Source organism: Tolumonas auensis DSM 9187, from assembly GCF_000023065.1.
In the GTDB taxonomy this organism is placed as follows: Bacteria; Pseudomonadota; Gammaproteobacteria; order Enterobacterales; family Aeromonadaceae; genus Tolumonas; species Tolumonas auensis.
On record NC_012691.1, the window covers coordinates 582,930 to 602,746 of the forward strand.

The following is a 19,817-nucleotide window of genomic DNA, read 5'->3' on the forward strand; positions in this document are numbered from 1 at the left end:
AGCATGCTACGTGGAGCACACGCAATTGCCCTGGATACCAAAGGGCGGTTAGCAGTTCCGACCAGGTACCGAGACTGGCTTCGCGAAGAGTGCGAGGGCCAGCTTGTCTGCACTATCGATATTGCCAATCCCTGTCTGCTTTTATACCCGCTTTGCGAATGGGAAGAGATAGAGAAAAAGCTTAAATCCCTTTCTGGCATGAATCCGGTAGAACGCCGTTTACAGCGTCTGCTGCTGGGGTATGCCAGCGAATGTGAGCTGGATGGTAACGGCCGTTTACTGTTATCAGCACCATTACGTCAGCATGCCGGGCTGGATAAGCAGGTCATGTTAGTGGGTCAATTAAATAAATTTGAAATCTGGAGTGAAACTCGCTGGTTACAGCAAGTTGATGAGGACATTCAGGCACTGCCGGAAATGGACTGGACTATTTCGGATAAGTTGCGTGATTTTTCACTCTAGCACTGGGGATAAAAACTAATGGAACATATCACTGTACTGTTACAGGAAGCGGTGGATGGGCTGGCTATTCGCCCGGACGGCATCTATGTGGACGGTACATTCGGACGTGGCGGACATTCCCGTCTGATCCTGCAGCAGCTTGGCCCGCAAGGCCGGCTGTATGCTATTGACCGCGATCCTCAGGCTGTTGCTGTAGCCAAAGAGTGGCAGGACCCCCGTTTTGAAATCATTTCCGGTCCGTTTTCTTCACTGCATGAATACATGGCAGAACGTGGTCTGCTGGGTAAAGTAGACGGTTTATTGCTGGATCTGGGCGTTTCCTCACCGCAACTGGATGAAGCTGAACGTGGTTTCAGCTTTATGAACGATGGCCCGCTCGATATGCGTATGGACCCGTTGCACGGTGAAAGCGCAGCGGAATGGCTGTTGCACGCCGATGTCGATGATATCGCCTGGGTATTGCGTACCTATGGCGAAGAACGTTTTGCCAACCGCATTGCACGTGCCATTGTCGCTGATCGTGTCACTACACCGTATACCCGCACCCGGCAGCTGGCTGAAATGATTGCCCGCGTCGTGCCAAACAAAGAAAAACATAAACATCCGGCAACCCGCAGCTTTCAGGCGTTACGCATTCATGTAAACCAAGAGCTGAAAGAGATCGAAGAAACCCTGAAAGCCTCATTATCGGTTCTGGCTCCCGGCGGACGTCTGGCGGTGATCAGCTTCCATTCACTGGAAGATCGTATTGTTAAGCAATTTATCCGTCAGCAGGAAAAAGGCATTCAGCCACCCAGAGGTTTACCGATCACTGAAGATCAAATCCGTAAAACGCAGACCTTGCATTCAGTAGGTAAAGCGATCAAGCCAGCAGACAGTGAAGTTTCTGATAACGTTCGCTCACGCAGTTCTGTACTGCGTGTGGCTGAGCGTCTGGGAGGCTGAGCATGGAGCGCCGGCTTAATCTTGCCCTTCTGATCATGCTGGATCTGAAGCGGCATCTTTTTCAGGGCATTCTGGGATTAGCGATTCTGGGTTCCGCGCTCACTACCATAGTGGTGACTGACGATACCCGCTCGGTGACGGCCGAGTTGAACAAGGTTCAGAGTAAGAGTGATGATTTGGAAGTTGAATGGCGACATCTGGTTTTAGAACAAAATGCGCTGGCGGAACATTCGCGCGTTTCGGACATTGCCAGGGTCAAACTGGCAATGACTCGGCCTAAACCTTTAGAAGAAAAGATGGTTAGCCTGCCATGAGAACAAATACAAAGAAAAACAACAAGAAACATGATTCCGCAGTGGCTCCGTGGCGTTTCATGCTGCTGCTCGGATTCATTCTGGTTGGTTTTACCGGCTTGGTTGCCCGCACAGCCTGGATCCAGATTATTCAGCCTGATCGCTTGCGTCAGGAAGGCGATATGCGTTCGCTGCGGACAACGGCAGATCCTTCTGATCGCGGCATGGTAACTGATCGCAATGGTGAGCAACTGGCGGTATCGGTGCCAGTGCAGGCAGTCTGGGCAGATCCGAAAGAGATCCATGCGGCGGATGGTCTGAAAAATACCGCAGCCTGGATGGCGCTGGCCGATGTGCTGGGGCTGGATATGCGGAAACTGACCTCCAGTGTGGCCGATCCTAAGCGCCGGTTTGTTTATCTGCAGCGTCAGATCACCCCGGCAGTTGCCGATTACATTGTGAAATTAAAACTTCCTGGTGTGCATCTGCGCCGCGAAACCCGCCGTTATTATCCGAGTGGTGAAATCAGTGCACATCTGGTTGGCAATACCAACATTGATGGTTCAGGCATTGAAGGGGTTGAACGCGCATTCAATGACTGGCTGAGCTCGACGCCGTCTGAATACAAGATCCGCAAAGATCGGCAGGGGCGGGTGATCGAGAATATCGGGATCGTTAAAGAAGGCAAAAAAGCCAATGATCTGGTACTCAGTATTGATCAGCGTCTGCAATCTATAGCCTATCGCTCACTGAAGTATGCGACTGAAGTCAATAAGGCAACTTCCGGTTCACTGGTGCTGATGGATGTGGTGACCGGCGAAGTGCTGGCAATGGTAAATACACCCTCTTACAACCCGAATAACCGTGAACAATACCAGAGCTTCCGGGCGCGGAACCGTGCCGTAACAGATACCTATGAACCGGGCTCGACGGTGAAGCCTATCGTTGCCATGAGCGCACTGGAACATGGCGTGACGAGCTGGAAAGAGGTACTGGATACCCGTCCGTTCTCTATCGGCGGCAAGGTGGTTACTGACAGTCACCGGATGGCTTCCGGCGGATTATTTGACATTCTCAAGTATTCATCAAATATCGGCATGGCACATCTGGCGTTGCGTATGCAACCGCAATGGATCACCAGCAAGTTTGAGGAGTTTGGTCTCGGACAGGATTCCGGAACCGGCTTAATGGGTGAAAGCTCAGGCATGATCCCGCTACGCAGCCGCTGGTCAAAAATTGAACTTGCCACACTGGGCTTCGGTTATGGGTTGCGTGTAACACCACTGCAGTTAACCGCAGCGTATGCCGCGTTAGCCAATAAAGGTATCCGTAAACCAGTATCTGTTCTGAAAGTATCACAATCACCAAAAGGTGAACGTATTATTGATCCTTTAATTGCAGAGCAAGTCATTCATGCATTAGAAAGTGTGGTTGAGGAAGGTGGTACCGGCGGCAAAGCGGCTGTTCCCGGATATCGTATTGCAGGCAAAACCGGTACAGCTAAAGTAGCGACTGCCGGTGGTTACGGGAAGGATTATGTCGGTACGTTTGTCGGATTTGCACCGGTCAGTAACCCACGTTTTGCTATGGTCGTGATTATTAACGAGCCGCATGGTACTTCATACTATGGCGGTTCGGTTGCCGGCCCGACTTTTGCGGAAGTAATGAGCAGTGCATTGCAACTGTATAATGTACCGCCTGATGCACCACAGGAACCAAAAGAAGAACTGAATACGGCTCAACGTAGCGAGGTGAAGAAAAGTGCCACTCGCTCTTAAGCAACTGATGGCGGGTCTGAATATTCAGGCACCTGAGATTGCACTGTGTGATATGCAGTTAGATACCCGGCTATTACAGCCGGGCTCATTGTTTCTGGCGCTGAAAGGCCATGCAACCGATGGCCGTATGTTTATGCAGCAGGCGGAACAAAAAGGCGCAGCTGCAATATTGTTTGATAACAGCGACGGTTTTGTACCATCGGAACTGAGTATTCCCTGTATCCCTGTGCCGGCGCTGGCGGAAAAGGTCAGTGAACTGGCCGGACTGTTCTATGACTCTCCGGCACAAAAGCTGGATCTGGTCGGGGTTACCGGTACAAATGGCAAAAGTACCTGTACCCAGCTGATTGCTAACTGGACAGAATTATTCGGGCAGCGTGGTGGTGTACTGGGGACGCTGGGCAATGGTTTGTTTGGTCAATTGCATGCAACAGAAAACACCACGGGCAGTGCGATCTCCATTCAGCAGGAGTTAGCCCGGTTTGTTGCTGAAAAAGTTGATGTTGCCGCGATGGAAGTCTCTTCTCATGGTCTGGTTCAGCACCGTGTGTCGGCGCTGCAGTTTGCTGCGGCAGTATTTACCAATCTGAGCCGCGATCATCTCGATTATCATCACACCATGCAGGCATATGCTGAAGCTAAGCGCCTGATATTTAAACAGACAACCCCAGAATGCTGCATTCTGAACGCTGATGATGCTACTGCACGTGAATGGTTGCTGCAGATGCCGCAAGCTGTGGTGTATGGCATTGATCAGCAACTGCCGGAACATCCGGGACCATTTGTTTACGCGACCGATGTAAAATATCACCCGCAGGGTATTACTATCAGCATTCACTCTTCATGGGGGGATGGTGTATTATCTGCGCCCCTTCTCGGGAAGTTTAATGTATCTAATTTGCTGGCGGCGTTAGCGGTAATGTTGGTTTTGCAGTACGACTTTGAAACGCTGTGTCAGACGGCTTCGCGCCTGCAGCCAGTTACTGGTCGCATGGAGTGTTTTGGGAATCAGGATCAGCCACTGGTTGTGGTTGATTATGCGCATACGCCAGATGGTCTGGAAAAAGCCTTACAGGCAGCCAGACAGCATTGTCATGGTCATCTGTTCTGCCTGTTTGGCTGTGGCGGAGACCGTGATCGGGGCAAACGACCTCAAATGGCGGCAATAGCTGAACAATGGGCAGATACCCTGATCCTGACTGATGATAATCCTCGTACTGAAGATCCTGCAGCCATTATTGCAGATATGTGTGCCGGTTTGCAGAAACCGGAACAGGCACATATCGAACATTCGCGACCAAAAGCTATTCAGCTGGCACTGGCTCAGGCTGTTCCCGGTGACATTATTCTTCTGGCCGGAAAAGGCCATGAGGATTACCAGATCATTGGAAAAGAAAAACACCATTACAGTGATCGCGAAACAGTCATGCAACTACTGGGAGTAATGCAGTGATACCTATGTCGTTAGCACAAATAGCACAAGTGACGGATGGGCAGTTGCTGAACTGTCCGGATGCAACGCAAACGGTCAGTCATATCAGCACTGATACCCGTACTGTTGCAGCCGGTGCACTGTTTCTGGCCTTGCAGGGTGAACGCTTTGATGCTCACCAGTTTGTTGCCCAGGCAGTTGCCAAAGGCGCTGTTGCGGCGGTTGTTTCCCGTCCTCTGGCCGATGTTTCTATTCCGCAAATCCTGGTTGCTGATACTCGTATCGCCCTTGGTCAGATTGCGGCCTGGGTACGGGCACAGCTTGATTTGCAAATCGTAGCGATTACCGGCAGTTGTGGCAAAACCACCCTGAAAGAGATGTGTGCCGCTATATTGCAGCAGGCTGCACCGGTTTTGGCGACACAAGGTAATCTGAACAATGAAATCGGCGTACCCCAGACGTTGCTACGCTTAACACCGGATGACCGTTATGCGGTCGTTGAGCTGGGTGCGAATCATCCGGGTGAAATTGCCTGGACGACCTCGCTGGTGAAACCTGATGTTGCCGTAATCAATAACGTTGCCGCCGCTCATCTGGCGGGTTTCGGTTCATTACGCGGTGTTGCAGTAGCAAAAACCGAGATTTTCTCCGGACTATCGGATAGTGGTACGGCGGTTATTAATGCTGACAGCGAATTCTACGACTGGTGGCGTGAAATTTTATCAGTCCGTACTTTCAGCTTTGGGGTTGAAAATCCGAAAGCAGATTTTCGTGCAGAGAATATTACTCAGGATGAGCAGGGCATTGCCGCTTTTACCCTGATATCCCCACTGGGACAGATTGATATTCAGTTGCCTATTCCCGGACTGCACAATGTCAGTAATGCACTGGCGGCGGCAGCAGTTACCACATCGCTGGGTTTATCTCTGGTACAGGTTCAGTCCGGACTGGCAAATATGCTGCCGGTGAAAGGACGATTCTGTGTACAGAAATTATCTGATGATTTAACGCTGATTGATGATACCTACAATGCCAGCGTGCAGTCTGTCATGGCCGCGATCGATACACTGGCTGTTATGCCCGGCTACCGGGTACTCGCTTTTGGTGATATGGGTGAACTGGGTGCTGATGCCGCTGATTTGCATCGTCAGATCGGTGAACATGCCCGGCTGAAAAAGCTTGATGCGGTATTCACAGTGGGTGAATTGTCACGCCACACAGCAGAAGCTGCCGCTGCCAGCGGACAACATTTCGCGAATAAAGACAGCCTGTATCAGGCTCTGCAAACGCTTATGCAACACCAACGACCCATGACTATTCTGGCCAAAGGTGCGCGCAGCGCCCGTATGGAAGAGGTAGTCGCTTTTGTTAAATCCTGTGAGGAACAAGCATGTTAGTATGGCTGGCGGAGTGGTTAACGCCCCATTTATCCTTTTTTCATGTGGTCTCGTATCTGACTTTCCGGGCCATAATGTCTATCCTGACCGGGCTCGGTTTTGCTTTGTGGATCGGGCCTCGCCTTATTCGTCGTCTGCAATTGCTGCAGATCGGACAGGTTGTCCGTAACGACGGCCCGGAATCTCATTTCAGCAAGGCAGGTACGCCGACGATGGGCGGGATCATGATCCTGCTGTCTATCTTCCTGTCCGTGATTTTGTGGGCCCGTCTCAGTAATCCCTATGTCTGGGTTGTGTTGTTTGTACTGGTTAGTTTCGGCACTATCGGGTTTATTGATGATTACCGTAAAGTGATCCGTAAGAACCCGGATGGCCTGATAGCGCGCTGGAAATATTTCTGGCAGTCCGCCGCGGCGCTGGTGGTTGCCTTTTTCCTCTACGCTACGGCGACGACAGATGCACAAACCGTCCTGGTGGTGCCGTTCTTTAAAGACATCATGCCGCAGTTAGGTTTGCTGTTCATTCTGATGACCTATTTTGTCATTGTCGGTGCTTCCAATGCCGTGAATCTGACCGATGGTCTGGATGGTCTGGCTATCATGCCGACCGTTATGGTGGCTGCAGGTTTCGCTCTGATTGCCTGGGCGACCGGTAACGTCAACTTCGCCAACTATCTGCATATTCCTTATGTCGCGAATGCCTCTGAACTGATGGTGATTTGTACCGCTATCATCGGTGCCGGTCTCGGCTTCCTCTGGTTTAACACCTATCCGGCACAGGTCTTTATGGGCGATGTTGGTTCATTGGCTCTGGGTGCGATATTGGGGATCATTGCTGTACTTGTTCGTCAGGAATTCCTGCTGTTCATTATGGGCGGTGTTTTTGTGATGGAAACGATGTCGGTGATCCTGCAGGTAGGCTCTTATAAATTGCGTGGCCAGCGTATTTTCCGTATGGCACCGATACATCATCATTACGAACTAAAAGGTTGGCCGGAACCTCGTGTGATTGTCCGCTTCTGGATCATCACGCTGGTATTGGTGTTACTGGGTCTGGTCACTCTGAAACTGAGGTAGTCACGGATGAAACAGGTTGTCATCATCGGTCTGGGCAAAACAGGGCTTTCCTGCGTCACGTATTTTCGTCAGCGCGGTATTACTCCACTGGTTATGGATACCCGTGAAAATCCGCCGGGAAAAGAGTCTTTGCCTGCTGATTGCCGCCTGATCACAGGTCCGCTGGATGCTGAAGTTTTATGTTCTGCATCGCTGATTGTGGCAAGTCCCGGTATTGCGCTGGCAACACCGGCACTGCAGGCTGCGCAGATGGCAGGTGTGGAAATCGTCGGTGATATCGAACTGTTTGCCCGTGAAGCCAAAGCCCCAGTAGTCGCAATTACCGGTTCGAACGGTAAAAGTACCGTGACCACGCTGGTTGGTCTGATGGCTGAACAAGCCGGATTCAAAGTGGGTATCGGTGGTAATATCGGAACGCCGGCGCTGGATTTGTTGCTGCAACCGGCAGATTTATACGTACTGGAATTATCCAGTTTTCAGCTGGAAACCACCTCTTCGTTACAACCTGCCGCCGCCGTGATCCTCAATCTGAGTGAAGACCATCTAGATCGTTACGATGGTATGGCCGGTTATCTGGCTGCCAAGCAACGTATTTTTGCCAATGCGAAACATATTGTAGTTAACCGTGATGATGCGGCCACTTTGCCGCCGCAACACGCTTACTGGCAGAGTTTTGGTCTGAACAGCGAGTCTTACGGCCGGGTTCAGCAAGATGATGGGTTATGGCTGAGTGTCGATGGCAAACCGGTCTTATCTGTTGCTGAGCTCAATATCGTTGGTGCGCATAATCAGATGAATGCGCTGGCAGCCATGGCACTGGCCGATGCTGTCGGGATCCCGCAAGCAGCACAGCTGACGGTATTGCGCTCATTCACGGGTTTATCCCATCGTTGTCAGTTTGTCCGTGACGTGAATGGCGTCCGCTGGATCAACGATTCCAAAGCCACCAATGTTGGCTCTACGCTGGCCGCTGTTGCCGGTGTTGGTGAAAGTGTGCAGGGGCGTCTGTGGTTACTGGCTGGTGGTCAGGGGAAAGGACAGGATTTTTCTCCGTTGCAGCCGTTACTGGCTAATCAGATTTATCGTATGGTCTGCTTTGGTCAGGATGCCGGTATCCTGATGGAACTGGCGGACAACACACAGCGTGTTGCTGATTTGGATGAAGCGGTGCGTAGTGTAGCGGCAGAAGTTCAGCCGGGGGACTGGGTGTTACTGGCTCCGGCTTGTGCCAGTCTGGATCAGTTCCGTAATTTCGAACAACGCGGCCAGCGGTTCGCCGATCTGGTGAATGCCTTATGAAACAGCTTCTGCGGACAATGATGGCGGCTGTGTGGCGCTGGTTTGTTCCTGAACGGCCCTCTTTCTACGATCGCGGCCTTTTGGCGCTGACGTTTTCCCTGATGGGCATTGGCCTGATGATGGTCGCGTCGGCGTCGATTAAAGAAGGCCCGGGTGGTGATATGTTTTATTTCACCAAACGACATCTGATCTTTTTGTTTGTCTGCCTCGGTATTGGAGTCGGAACCCTGTATCTGCCATTAGAACGCTGGAGAGAATGGAGTGGCCGGTTACTGGTTGGTGCGCTGGGTCTACTGTTTGCTGTGCTGGCCGTAGGGCGTACCGTAAATGGCGCAAAACGCTGGATCGGCTTTGGTTTTTTCAATATTCAGCCTGCTGAATTAGCCAAACTGGCGCTGATCGTGTTTATTGCCAGTTATCTGGTGCGACGCAGTGACGAGGTCCGGGGTAATATTGCTGGTTTTGTGAAACCACTGGCGGTCGTATTTTTGCTGGCTATTATGCTGCTGGCACAACCTGATCTGGGGTCGGTGGTCGTACTGTTTGTCTGTACATTCGGATTGCTGTTTATCGGTGGTGCGAAGCTCGTGCAGTTCATCGCCATTATCGTTGCCGGCCTTTCTGCACTGGCCGGGCTGATTATTTATGAGCCTTACCGTTTGCGACGCGTGACATCATTTCTTGATCCCTGGGCTGATCCATTCGGCAGTGGCTACCAGCTGACTCAGTCATTAATGGCTTTTGGCCGCGGCGGATTCTTTGGTCAGGGCCTGGGAAATTCAGTCCAGAAATTATCCTATTTGCCGGAAGCGCACACCGACTTTGTATTCGCCATTCTGGGTGAAGAATTAGGTTATTTTGGTGTTCTGGTCGTCTTGTTTCTTCAGTTGTTACTGGCAATGAAGGCATTACAAATCGGGCGTACCGCTTTGCTGCGGAGTAAATTTTTTGAAGGCTACATGGCCTGTGGTATTGGTATCTGGTTCAGCTTCCAGACCGTCGTTAACGTGGGTGCTGCCGCCGGTATGTTACCAACCAAAGGGTTAACGCTGCCGCTGGTCAGTTACGGTGGTTCCAGCCTGATTGCAATCACTATGGCCGTTGCCATTTTGCTGCGCATTGATTTTGAGCGTCGGCTGGATACCAGTCATGTCATCCAGCGGGAGGCTGCATGAGTCGTACAATGGTTATTATGGCTGGTGGTACCGGCGGGCATGTCTTTCCTGGTCTGGCTGTTGCGCATCGCCTGCAGGCCGATGGCTGGAATATCCACTGGCTGGGTACGCCGGATCGTATGGAAGCTGATTTGGTGCCGGCGCATGGTTTTCCGATAGAGTTTATTAATATTCGCGGTTTGCGCAACCATGGTCTGGTTCGCAAGCTGCTGGCACCGTTTCAAATCTGTAAGGCTGTATTACAGGCGTTCATGATCCTGCGACGCATCAGACCTGATGTTGTGCTGGGCATGGGTGGCTATGCTGCCGGTCCGGGTGGTGTGGCGGCTAAATTACTGGGTATTCCCGTGGTGCTGCATGAGCAGAATGCGGCTGCCGGATTGACTAACCGCCTGCTGGCAAAGATTGCAACCCGCATTCTGATGGGGTTTGAAGGCGCTTTTCCGTTGACTGAACGCTCCCGGGTGGTCGGTAATCCGGTCAGGGATGAATTTCTGCAACTGGCTCAGAAACCACTTAAAAAGTACCACACCGGTAATCCGCTGAAAATTCTGATCGTGGGTGGCAGCCTTGGCGCCAGACCGTTAAATCAGATCGTGCCGCATGCGCTGGCAAAACTGAATAACATTGATGTCCGTCATCAGAGTGGTAAAGGTAATGCGTCGGCCGTCAGTGATCTGTATCAGTCGCTGGGCGTTACTACAGTCACAGTTACCGAATTTATCACTGACATGGCTGCGGCTTATGAATGGGCTGATTTGCTGATTTGCCGTGCCGGTGCATTAACCGTCGCGGAAGTTGCTGCTGCCGGTATTCCGGCTGTGTTTGTGCCTTTACCGCATGCCGTGGATGATCATCAGACCAGGAATGCCGAGAGCTTAACCCGGCGAGGCGCAGCTGTGCTGATGCCCCAAAAAGAGATGACCGCCGATAAGCTGGCTGAATTGATAGCGCAATGGCAGGTGGATCCACGACAGTTACAAAAAATAGCTCAGCTTTCCCGAGCAGCAGCAATTCTTGATGCTACTGACCGTGTGGTAAGTGAATGCAAAGCACTAATTTAATAAGAGAACAAAACGCAGATGACAAAGGTTGAGTTAGCCAAATTAAGAACCATGATTCCGGAAATGCGCCGTGTACGCCGTATTCATTTTATTGGTATCGGTGGCGCCGGAATGGGCGGTATTGCTGAAGTTCTGGCTAACGAAGGCTACCAGATCAGTGGTTCTGACATCGCAAATAATCGGGTAACCGAACATCTGGCATCATTAGGCGCTGAAATTCAAATCGGCCATAAACCTGAAAATGTGCATGGTGCCAGTGTCGTTGTGGTTTCTACCGCCATTCATGGTGATAATCCGGAAGTGATGGCGGCCCGGGAATTACGTATTCCGGTTGTGCGCCGCGCTGAGATGCTGGCTGAACTGATGCGTTACCGTCATGGCATCGCTATTGCCGGTACTCATGGTAAAACGACGACTACCAGCCTGATCGCCAGCGTTTATGCACAGGCCGGTGCTGACCCTACCTTTGTTATCGGCGGCCTGTTAAACAGTGCCGGTACCAATGCCCGTCTGGGAACCAGCCGCTATCTGATCGCAGAAGCCGATGAAAGTGATGCATCTTTCCTGCATTTACAGCCAATGGTCGCTATTGTTACTAATATCGAAGCAGATCATATGGATACGTATGGCGGCGACTTTACTAAGCTCCGGGCTACTTTCCTTGAATTCCTGCACAACCTGCCTTTCTACGGACTGGCCGTCGTTTGTATTGATGATCCGGTTATCCGTGAATTATTACCGGAAATCGGCCGTGCAACGATCACTTATGGTTACAGCGAGGATGCCGACGTTCAGGTACAGGAATTTGTACAGGAAGGCAGTCAGAGTCAATTCCGCTTACGTTTGCAGGATGGTTCATTCTTACCGCTGCGTCTTAACTTGCCAGGTCGCCATAATGCACTGAATGCGGCGGCAACCGTTGCCGTTGCATTGGAAGATCATATTCCGACTGATGCTATTGTGGATGCGTTGGCACAATTTGCCGGTGTTGGTCGTCGTTTTCAGCAATACGGTGAATTTGATACGGGTGCCGGTAAAGTCTTACTGGTCGATGATTATGGTCATCATCCGACGGAAGTTCGTGCCACATTAGCCGCTACCCGGGCTGCCTGGCCGGAACGTCGTCTGGTACTGGTTTTCCAGCCACATCGTTATACCCGTACCCGTGATTTATACGATGATTTTGCTGAAGTGCTGGCAAAAGTAGATGTGCTGATCATGCTGGATGTGTATGCAGCGGGTGAAGATCCGATTCCTGGTGCGGATGGCCGCAGTCTGTGCAGATCAATCAGACAACGTGGCACATTGGATCCGATTTTTGTCGCTACACCGGCGGAAGTTCCGGGTGTTCTGGCGGATGTATTAAAGGATGGCGATGTCGTGCTGACACAAGGTGCCGGTAACGTCGGACAGCTGTCCCGTAAACTGGCAGAATTGAAATTAAGCATTAATGCGATGAAAACGGCAATTTAATCATATTAACTGGTAAATTTGGTGCTGAACAGGTCCTTATGGTTTTGACCGATCATGACGGACCGTTATAATGCAGCATCAACCTGGATATGAATATTGGTTAAGGTGAAGATGTGCGACAGGCGCGATTAACCTCCGATGAGCAGGATTCAGCGCCGGTTGGAGGTCGCAGACAGATGACAGAAACAACAAACCGTACCCGCGGTGAATTTATATTCGGGCTGGTTTTTTTTGTTTCAGTTGTCATCGGTGTATGGTCAACGGCTGCAGATATTCGTCGCTGGTTGTTTGATGAAGATAAAATTCCGGTTAGCGGATTGGTTGTGCAGGGTGAGCTGGAGTATGTCAAGACGGATGAGATCCGTCAGGTATTGGCGGTTAACCCTCAAACTAACAATTTTTTCAAGCTGGATGTAAATCAGCTGCAAAAAGCGGTTGAAGAGTTACCGTGGGTTTATCAGTCTTCTGTGCGTAAACGCTGGCCCGCGTTGCTGTATGTTTATGTCGTTGAGCAAACACCGTGCGCCCTGTGGGGGGATGATCGGTTGCTCAGTATTCGTGGTGCTATTTTTAAGGCGCCACGCGACAGACTGAAGAAGCCACTGGTGCAACTGTCCGGTCCTGATGACATGGCCGGAATGATTTGGGATCAATACCAGCAATTTGAACGAGTGCTGGCATTAAACGGATACCACGTGACGTCGGTTCATATGACTAACCGCCATTCGTGGGAGATTAAACTGGCATCAGGGCTGAAATTGATCCTCGGTCGTAATGAAATGCTGGTGAAATTACAACAATTTATTGATGTCTATCCGCAACTGGAAAATAGAGAAATGATTGATTATATCGATCTTCGCTATGACACTGGGGTAGCAGTCAGCTGGAAACAACAAGAAGGGAGTGGTGATGACCAAAACCCCAGACAGAAATCTGATAGTCGGACTTGATATAGGTACAACCAAAATCGCGGTTTTGGTCGGTGAAGTACTGCCTGATGGAGAGGTCAATATTGTTGGTCTGGGAACCCATGCTGCCAAAGGTATGGATAAAGGTGGCGTCAACGATCTCGAGTCGGTCGTCAAATCTTTACAGCGCGCAGTAGAAGAAGCCGAAATGATGGCTCAGTGCCATATTTCATCGGTATTTCTTGGTATCTCCGGAAAGCATATCGAATGCCGGAATGAAAAAGGCATCGTGCCTATTTCCGACGAAGAAGTAACGCAGGATGACGTGGATAATGTTATTCATACGGCGAAGTCCGTGCGTTTGCCGGAAGAACACCGGGTGCTGCATGTCATCCCGCAGGAATATTCTATCGATTATCAGGAAGGGATAAAAAATCCGATTGGCCTGTCTGGTGTCCGTATGGGTGCGAAAGTGCACCTGATTACCTGTCATAATGACATGGCGCGCAACATTGAGAAATGTGTTGAGCGGGTCGGACTAAAGGTTGATCAGATCATCTTCTCTGCACTGGCATCCAGTTATGCAGTATTAACCGATGATGAAAAAGAATTAGGTGTTTGCGTCGTCGATATCGGCGGCGGAACCATGGATATTGCTATATTTACCGGCGGTGCGTTACGTTACAGCAAGGTGATTCCTTATGCCGGTCAGGCTGTAACCAGCGATATCGCTTATGCGTTCGGTACACCACCGGTAGATGCTGAAGCGATTAAAATGCGCTATGGCTGTGCACTAGGCCGTCTGGTCAGTAAAGAAGACACTATTGAAGTGCCTAGTGTGGGCGGTCGTCCTGCCCGCAGCTTACAGCGTCAGACGCTGGCTGAAGTGATTGAGCCGCGTTATACCGAATTACTCGGCATGGTGCATGATGAAATCATGCGCGTTCAGTCTGAGCTCAGATCTCAGGGCATTAAACATCAGTTGGCCGCCGGTGTTGTTTTAACTGGCGGTGCAGCGGAAATAGAAGGTATCGTTGAGTGTGCCGAACAGGTGTTCCAGTGCCAGGTTCGGATTGGTCACCCAACCAATATTCGGGGCCTTACTGATTATGTGGAAGCACCTGCTTACGCAACAGCAGTAGGGTTATTGCAATACGGTAAATTGCATCAGGGACAAACCGTGGTGGATGTACGTGAAAAAGCCAGTGTGACTGGTTGGTTCAAACGTGTCACTAACTGGTTAAAAGGCGAATTCTAGTTTTTGCGGAAGCGAAACCAAGCAAGGCGGAGAGATAATCATGTTTACATTTGAACCGGTTGGCAGTCAGGGTGATGATGCACTTATTAAAGTAATCGGCGTCGGTGGCGGTGGCGGTAATGCTGTTGAACACATGTTGCGCGAAAGTATTGAAGGTGTTCACTTCGTTGTAGTGAATACAGATGCTCAGGCATTACGTAATTCAGGTGCTGAAACCACGATTCAGATTGGTGCCAATATCACCAAAGGGTTGGGTGCCGGCGCAAATCCAGATGTAGGCCGTGAAGCGGCACTGGAAAATCGTGATGAAATCCGTCAAATGCTGACAGGTTCTGACATGGTATTTATTTCTGCCGGTATGGGTGGCGGTACTGGTACTGGTGCTGCGCCGGTGATTGCCGAAGTGGCGAAAGAACTGGGCATTCTGACCGTTGCAGTCGTTACCAAGCCTTTCAACTTTGAAGGTAAAAAGCGCATGAGCTATGCGCTGCAGGGTATCGATGAACTGTCGAAGCATGTTGACTCGTTGATCACTATCCCTAACGACAAATTGCTGAAAGTTCTGGGTCGTGGTGTCAGTCTGCTGGATGCGTTCAAAGCGGCTAACAACGTATTAATGGGTGCAGTACAAGGCATTGCCGAACTGATTACCCGTCCTGGTTTGATCAACGTTGACTTCGCTGACGTACGTACTGTTATGCGTGAGATGGGTACTGCCATGATGGGTACCGGTTCTGCACGTGGTGACGATCGTGCTGAAGAAGCCGCAGAAAAAGCGATCTCCAGCCCACTGCTGGAAGATATCGATTTGGCAGGTGCCAAGGGTATTCTGGTTAACATCACAGCTGGTCTGGATGTCACCATGGAAGAGTTTGAAACTGTCGGTAACGCAGTCAAAGCATTCGCTTCTGAAAATGCAACCGTGGTTGTTGGTGCGGTAATCGATCCTTCTCTGGAAGATGAATTACGCGTGACTGTGGTAGCAACTGGTATCGGTAATGAACGTAAACCTGACATTACTCTGGTTAAAAATGCACAGAAAGCAGCGATTGAGCGCCCAATGCGTCCAATGATGCATGAGACTCATGCTCCGCGTTACGATGATCGCGTAATGCAGCAGACTGTGAATGCTGAGCCGCAACCACGCAGTGAACCAGATTATCTGGATATCCCTGCGTTCCTGCGCAAGCAAGCAGACTAATCTGTCGGGCAAAGCTAAACAGATTGTGCATGCTATGCTGAATGTATAGCATGCACAAAAATTAGCATCAATATTGCAGCTATGTTACATTGGCGCGGACGGGCTATGGCTCAGAAAGTCTGTGGTGAGGATATTTATGATTAGACAACGTACACTTAAGCAACTGGTTCATGCTACCGGAGTTGGTTTGCACTCGGGCCGCAAGGTGTCGCTGACGTTTCGTCCAGCACCGGTGAATACCGGTATCGTCTATGTCAGAACCGATCTGCAGCCTGAAGTTGAACTGCGGGCCGATGCGCAATTTGTGCGTGATACCGTGCTGTGTACAGCACTGGTGAACGAACAGGGTGTGCGTATCTCTACCGTTGAACACTTATCCGCTGCCCTGGCTTCATTGGGTATCGATAACCTGTATGTCGAAGTTGATGCACCTGAAGTGCCGGTAATGGATGGCAGTGCTCATCCGTTTATTTACCTGCTGCAATCAGGCGGTATCGAAGAACAATCCCTGCCAAAACAATTTATCCGTATTAAGAAGAAAATCCGGGTAGAAGACGGTGACAAATGGGCTGAGTTTGCGCCTTATCGCCGTGGTTTCCGTATGGATTTGCAAATTGACTTCCGTCATCCGGTTTTTGATAAACAAAACCAGCATCTGGTCTTTGATTTCTCCGGCAGTAAATTTGCCAAAGAAATCAGCCGGGCAAGAACATTTGGTTTCATGAAAGATATTGAATATCTGCACTCGCAGAATCTGGCATTGGGTGGCAGTCTGGACAACGCAGTTGTACTGGATGACTATCGCGTGCTGAATGAAGAAGGGCTGCGTTATGAAGATGAATTCGTGAAACATAAGCTGCTGGATGCAATTGGTGATTTGTATATGTGCAATCACAGCATCCTTGGTCAGTTTACAGCCTATAAAACCGGCCATGCAATAAACAACAAACTGCTGCGCGCTTTGCTGGCTGATGCTGAAGCCTGGGAGATGGTGACCTTTGAAGAGGAAGCTGCAAAATCTCCGATTGCCTACTTTGGTACCAAGCTTGTTTTAGCTTAAACCTGATCAATACTGAATAGTTCACAAAGCACCGGTTCTCCGCCCGGTGCTTTGTTGTTTCTGCCTGCGACAATAGCAGACTCATAAGTCTGATTATGGTAATCTTTCCCTACCGCAAGTTGGGGCATTCCAGATATTCTTTCCTTGAATCCCAGATTTTTCGTCCCCATATATCGCGTAATGACATTACATATTCAGAATCGCTGTCCGTCAGGACAGACAATAATCAATAGCCTGAGAGTTGGGTAATAATGATCACCAAACTATTTACCAAGATCATTGGTAGTCGCAATGATCGCACCGTAAAAGCATTAAAAAAGATCGTAAAACAAATCAATGAACTGGAACCCCAGTTTGCCTCTCTGGCTGATGTGGATTTACAGGCGAAGACAGTCGAATTCCGTCAGCGTCTGGAAAAAGGTGAAGAGCTCGATTCGCTGTTACCTGAAGCCTTTGCGACTGTCCGTGAAGCATCAAAACGTGTATTCGCTATGCGTCACTTTGATGTCCAGATGATGGGCGGCATTGTGCTGAATAATAACCAGATCGCCGAAATGAAGACCGGTGAAGGTAAAACACTGACCGCGACATTGCCAGCCTATCTGAATGCGCTGACTGGTCAGGGCGTGCATATCGTCACAGTGAACGATTATCTGGCACGTCGTGATGCAGAATGGAGCCGTCCGCTGTTCGCTTTCCTGGGGATGACCGTTGGCTGCAACCTGTCAGGTATGAGTCATGAAGAAAAACAGGCGGCTTATGCCTGTGACATTACCTATGGCACGAACAACGAGTTTGGTTTCGATTATCTGCGCGACAACATGGCGTTTGCGGCAGAACAGCGTGTGCAGCGTCCGCTGTATTATGCATTAGTGGATGAAGTGGATTCGGTGCTGATTGATGAAGCACGTACTCCGCTGATCATTTCCGGTGCTGCCGAAGACAGTTCTGAACTCTATATCAAAATCAATACACTGGTGCCGTTGCTGCAGAAGCAGGATAAAGAAGACTCTGAAGAGTATCAGGGGAACGGCCATTACACCGTCGATGAGAAAGCCCGTCAGGCTTATCTGACTGAAAATGGTCAGATTTTTGTTGAAGGCTGGTTAAAACAGCAGGGTTTAATGGGTGAAGATGACTCTTTATTCTCGGTTGCCAACATTACTTTACTGCATCATGTGAATGCTGCATTACGCGCCAATACCCTGTTTGAGCGTGATGTTGACTACATCGTTAAAGACGATGAAGTGATTATTGTTGATGAACATACGGGCCGTACCATGGCCGGACGTCGCTGGTCTGAAGGTTTGCATCAGGCGATTGAAGCCAAAGAAGGCGCAAAAATCCGTAACGAAAACCAGACCCTGGCTTCTATTACTTTCCAGAACTATTTCCGTTTATACGAAAAACTGGCTGGTATGACCGGGACTGCGGATACTGAAGCATATGAGTTCCAGCAGATCTATGGTCTGGAAACTGTGGTTCTGCCAACCAACCGTCCGATGATCCGTGATGATATGGGCGATCTGGTTTACCTTACCGAACAGGAAAAATACGACGCAATTATTGAGGATATCAAGATCCGTGTCGCTGAACAGCGTCCGGTGCTGGTAGGTACTATCTCTATTGAGAACTCAGAGTTGCTGTCCAATATCCTGACGAAAGAAGGTATTGAACACAAAGTACTGAATGCCAAATTCCACGCTCAGGAAGCGCAAATTGTTGCTCAGGCCGGTCGTCCAAGTGCAGTGACTATCGCTACTAACATGGCGGGTCGTGGTACTGACATCGTGCTGGGTGGTAGCTGGCAGGCTGAAATTGATGCGCTGGAAAATCCGACTGCAGAGCAGATCGCAACCATCAAGAGTGAATGGCAAGTACGTCATGACGCGGTGATCACTTCCGGTGGTCTGCATATTATCGGTACTGAGCGTCATGAATCACGTCGTATTGATAACCAGCTGCGTGGTCGTTCCGGTCGTCAGGGGGATCCGGGTTCATCCCGTTTCTATCTGTCGATGGAAGACAGCCTGATGCGTATTTTCGCGTCTGATCGTGTCAGTGGCATGATGAAAAAACTGGGCATGGAACATGGCGAAGCCATTGAACATCCATGGGTCAGTAAAGCGATTGAAAATGCACAGCGTAAAGTGGAAGGCCGTAACTTCGATATCCGTAAGAACCTGCTGGAATTTGATGACGTAGCCAATGACCAGCGTAAGGTAGTTTACGAACAACGTAATGAACTGCTGGAAAGTGCGGATATTTCAGAAACCATCAAACTGATCCGGACTGACGTGCTTGATCGCGTTATTGATCAATATATTGCGCCGCATTCATTAGATGAAAGCTGGGATATTGCCGGTCTGGAACTGCGTTTGCGCACTGATTTTGCCATTGATCTGCCGATTGCTCAGTGGATCAAGGAAGATGACAAGTTATACGAAGAGAAAATTCGTGAACGTATCATCAGCGAAATCGAAGCCAGCTATGCACATAAAGAAGAGCTGGCCGGACATGACGTTCTGCGTCAGTTTGAAAAATCAGTGATGCTGCAGACGCTGGATAATCTGTGGAAAGAACATCTGGCGGCGATGGATCACCTGCGTCAGGGTATCCATCTGCGTGGTTACGCCCAGAAGAATCCGAAGCAGGAATATAAGCGTGAAGCCTTTGAGTTATTCACTCAGATGTTGGAAGCGCTGAAACAACAGGTGGTGAGTGTTCTGTGCCGTATTCAGGTGCAGGAGCCGGATGTGGACGCCATTGAAGAACAACGCCGTCAGTCAGACTCAGCCCAGGTTCGTACTTACAGCCATGAAGAGATCAATGCGCTGGCTGAGGATGAAGCGGAATCTGTGGATGGTCAGGCGGTGGAACCATTTGTTCGTGATGGTGCCAAAATCGGGCGTAATGATCCTTGCCCTTGTGGGTCAGGCAAAAAATACAAGCACTGCCATGGCAAACTGGATTGATCCATTTTTGCTCATGAAATA

General features: G+C 50.0%; 17 protein-coding genes. 16 read left to right on the forward strand and 1 reads right to left on the reverse strand.

Annotation, left to right across the window (positions count from 1 at the left end; all coding sequences use genetic code 11):
* Positions 1 to 3: 3 nt before the first annotated feature.
* The 15 genes from mraZ to lpxC all read left to right on the forward strand — a co-directional run bounded on the left by mraZ (position 4) and on the right by lpxC (position 16,821).
* Positions 4 to 462: a division/cell wall cluster transcriptional repressor MraZ gene (gene mraZ, locus TOLA_RS02675; RefSeq protein ID WP_012728744.1), complete on the forward strand. Its 459-nt coding sequence runs from the start codon at positions 4 to 6 to the stop codon at positions 460 to 462.
* A gap of 18 nt (positions 463 to 480) precedes the next feature.
* A complete protein-coding gene (gene rsmH, locus TOLA_RS02680; RefSeq protein WP_012728745.1) occupies positions 481 to 1,407 on the forward strand; it encodes a 16S rRNA (cytosine(1402)-N(4))-methyltransferase RsmH in 927 nt (308 codons plus the stop codon).
* Between the two features lie 2 nt (positions 1,408 to 1,409).
* A complete protein-coding gene (gene ftsL / locus TOLA_RS02685) occupies positions 1,410 to 1,721 on the forward strand; it encodes a cell division protein FtsL (protein WP_012728746.1) in 312 nt (103 codons plus the stop codon).
* Positions 1,718 to 3,478 carry a peptidoglycan glycosyltransferase FtsI gene (locus tag TOLA_RS02690; RefSeq protein ID WP_012728747.1) on the forward strand — a complete coding sequence of 587 codons (1,761 nt, stop codon included), beginning with the start codon at positions 1,718 to 1,720 and terminating at the stop codon, positions 3,476 to 3,478. The genes ftsL and TOLA_RS02690 overlap by 4 nt, the downstream gene beginning before the upstream one ends.
* Before the next feature lie 7 nt (positions 3,479 to 3,485).
* On the forward strand, positions 3,486 to 4,931 hold the full coding sequence (murE, locus tag TOLA_RS02695; protein WP_041609451.1) for a UDP-N-acetylmuramoyl-L-alanyl-D-glutamate--2,6-diaminopimelate ligase: 1,446 nt from the start codon (positions 3,486 to 3,488) through the stop codon (positions 4,929 to 4,931).
* The gene (gene murF / locus TOLA_RS02700; protein WP_012728749.1) at positions 4,928 to 6,307 is read left to right on the forward strand and encodes a UDP-N-acetylmuramoyl-tripeptide--D-alanyl-D-alanine ligase; all 1,380 of its coding nucleotides are present in this window, start codon (positions 4,928 to 4,930) and stop codon (positions 6,305 to 6,307) included. The genes murE and murF overlap by 4 nt, the downstream gene beginning before the upstream one ends.
* Positions 6,301 to 7,383, forward strand: a complete 1,083-nt coding sequence (gene mraY, locus TOLA_RS02705) for a phospho-N-acetylmuramoyl-pentapeptide-transferase (protein WP_012728750.1) — start codon at positions 6,301 to 6,303, stop codon at positions 7,381 to 7,383. The genes murF and mraY overlap by 7 nt, the downstream gene beginning before the upstream one ends.
* Positions 7,384 to 7,389: 6 nt before the next feature.
* Complete coding sequence (murD, locus tag TOLA_RS02710; protein ID WP_012728751.1) at positions 7,390 to 8,682, forward strand: UDP-N-acetylmuramoyl-L-alanine--D-glutamate ligase; 1,293 nt, start codon at positions 7,390 to 7,392, stop codon at positions 8,680 to 8,682.
* Positions 8,679 to 9,857, forward strand: a complete 1,179-nt coding sequence (gene ftsW / locus TOLA_RS02715; protein WP_041609452.1) for a cell division protein FtsW — start codon at positions 8,679 to 8,681, stop codon at positions 9,855 to 9,857. Before murD ends, ftsW begins: the two co-directional genes overlap by 4 nt.
* Positions 9,854 to 10,921 (forward strand): undecaprenyldiphospho-muramoylpentapeptide beta-N-acetylglucosaminyltransferase, encoded by a 1,068-nt coding sequence (gene murG / locus TOLA_RS02720; protein WP_012728753.1) that lies wholly within the window; start codon positions 9,854 to 9,856, stop codon positions 10,919 to 10,921. The genes ftsW and murG overlap by 4 nt, the downstream gene beginning before the upstream one ends.
* 18 nt (positions 10,922 to 10,939) lie before the next feature.
* Positions 10,940 to 12,394 carry a UDP-N-acetylmuramate--L-alanine ligase gene (murC, locus tag TOLA_RS02725; protein ID WP_012728754.1) on the forward strand — a complete coding sequence of 485 codons (1,455 nt, stop codon included), beginning with the start codon at positions 10,940 to 10,942 and terminating at the stop codon, positions 12,392 to 12,394.
* Positions 12,395 to 12,570: 176 nt separating this feature from the next.
* Positions 12,571 to 13,344 carry a cell division protein FtsQ/DivIB gene (locus TOLA_RS02730; RefSeq protein ID WP_012728755.1) on the forward strand — a complete coding sequence of 258 codons (774 nt, stop codon included), beginning with the start codon at positions 12,571 to 12,573 and terminating at the stop codon, positions 13,342 to 13,344.
* The gene (ftsA, locus tag TOLA_RS02735; protein ID WP_012728756.1) at positions 13,304 to 14,560 is read left to right on the forward strand and encodes a cell division protein FtsA; all 1,257 of its coding nucleotides are present in this window, start codon (positions 13,304 to 13,306) and stop codon (positions 14,558 to 14,560) included. The genes TOLA_RS02730 and ftsA overlap by 41 nt, the downstream gene beginning before the upstream one ends.
* 40 nt (positions 14,561 to 14,600) lie before the next feature.
* Positions 14,601 to 15,761, forward strand: a complete 1,161-nt coding sequence (gene ftsZ / locus TOLA_RS02740) for a cell division protein FtsZ (RefSeq protein WP_012728757.1) — start codon at positions 14,601 to 14,603, stop codon at positions 15,759 to 15,761.
* A 136-nt stretch (positions 15,762 to 15,897) separates the two neighbouring features.
* A complete protein-coding gene (gene lpxC, locus TOLA_RS02745; protein WP_012728758.1) occupies positions 15,898 to 16,821 on the forward strand; it encodes a UDP-3-O-acyl-N-acetylglucosamine deacetylase in 924 nt (307 codons plus the stop codon).
* Here the strand turns inward: lpxC and TOLA_RS16940 are convergent.
* Positions 16,818 to 16,949 (reverse strand): hypothetical protein, encoded by a 132-nt coding sequence (locus TOLA_RS16940; RefSeq protein WP_012728759.1) that lies wholly within the window; start codon positions 16,947 to 16,949, stop codon positions 16,818 to 16,820. The genes lpxC and TOLA_RS16940 overlap by 4 nt on opposite strands.
* Positions 16,950 to 17,072: 123 nt before the next feature.
* On the opposite strand from TOLA_RS16940, the gene secA reads away from it, so the two are divergent.
* Positions 17,073 to 19,796 (forward strand): preprotein translocase subunit SecA, encoded by a 2,724-nt coding sequence (gene secA, locus TOLA_RS02750; protein ID WP_012728760.1) that lies wholly within the window; start codon positions 17,073 to 17,075, stop codon positions 19,794 to 19,796.
* Positions 19,797 to 19,817 lie beyond the last annotated feature (21 nt).

Coding starts and splice junctions, on each gene's coding strand:
- TOLA_RS16940 (WP_012728759.1), bottom strand. CDS start 16,949: ATGCCCCAACTTGCGGTAGGGAAAGATTACCATAATCAGACTTATGAG.
- rsmH (WP_012728745.1), top strand. CDS start 481: ATGGAACATATCACTGTACTGTTACAGGAAGCGGTGGATGGGCTGGCT.
- murC (WP_012728754.1), top strand. CDS start 10,940: ATGACAAAGGTTGAGTTAGCCAAATTAAGAACCATGATTCCGGAAATG.
- murE (WP_041609451.1), top strand. CDS start 3,486: ATGGCGGGTCTGAATATTCAGGCACCTGAGATTGCACTGTGTGATATG.
- mraZ (WP_012728744.1), top strand. CDS start 4: ATGCTACGTGGAGCACACGCAATTGCCCTGGATACCAAAGGGCGGTTA.
- TOLA_RS02690 (WP_012728747.1), top strand. CDS start 1,718: ATGAGAACAAATACAAAGAAAAACAACAAGAAACATGATTCCGCAGTG.
- lpxC (WP_012728758.1), top strand. CDS start 15,898: ATGATTAGACAACGTACACTTAAGCAACTGGTTCATGCTACCGGAGTT.
- murG (WP_012728753.1), top strand. CDS start 9,854: ATGAGTCGTACAATGGTTATTATGGCTGGTGGTACCGGCGGGCATGTC.
- mraY (WP_012728750.1), top strand. CDS start 6,301: ATGTTAGTATGGCTGGCGGAGTGGTTAACGCCCCATTTATCCTTTTTT.
- murD (WP_012728751.1), top strand. CDS start 7,390: ATGAAACAGGTTGTCATCATCGGTCTGGGCAAAACAGGGCTTTCCTGC.
- TOLA_RS02730 (WP_012728755.1), top strand. CDS start 12,571: ATGACAGAAACAACAAACCGTACCCGCGGTGAATTTATATTCGGGCTG.
- ftsZ (WP_012728757.1), top strand. CDS start 14,601: ATGTTTACATTTGAACCGGTTGGCAGTCAGGGTGATGATGCACTTATT.
- ftsA (WP_012728756.1), top strand. CDS start 13,304: ATGACCAAAACCCCAGACAGAAATCTGATAGTCGGACTTGATATAGGT.
- ftsW (WP_041609452.1), top strand. CDS start 8,679: ATGAAACAGCTTCTGCGGACAATGATGGCGGCTGTGTGGCGCTGGTTT.
- ftsL (WP_012728746.1), top strand. CDS start 1,410: ATGGAGCGCCGGCTTAATCTTGCCCTTCTGATCATGCTGGATCTGAAG.
- secA (WP_012728760.1), top strand. CDS start 17,073: ATGATCACCAAACTATTTACCAAGATCATTGGTAGTCGCAATGATCGC.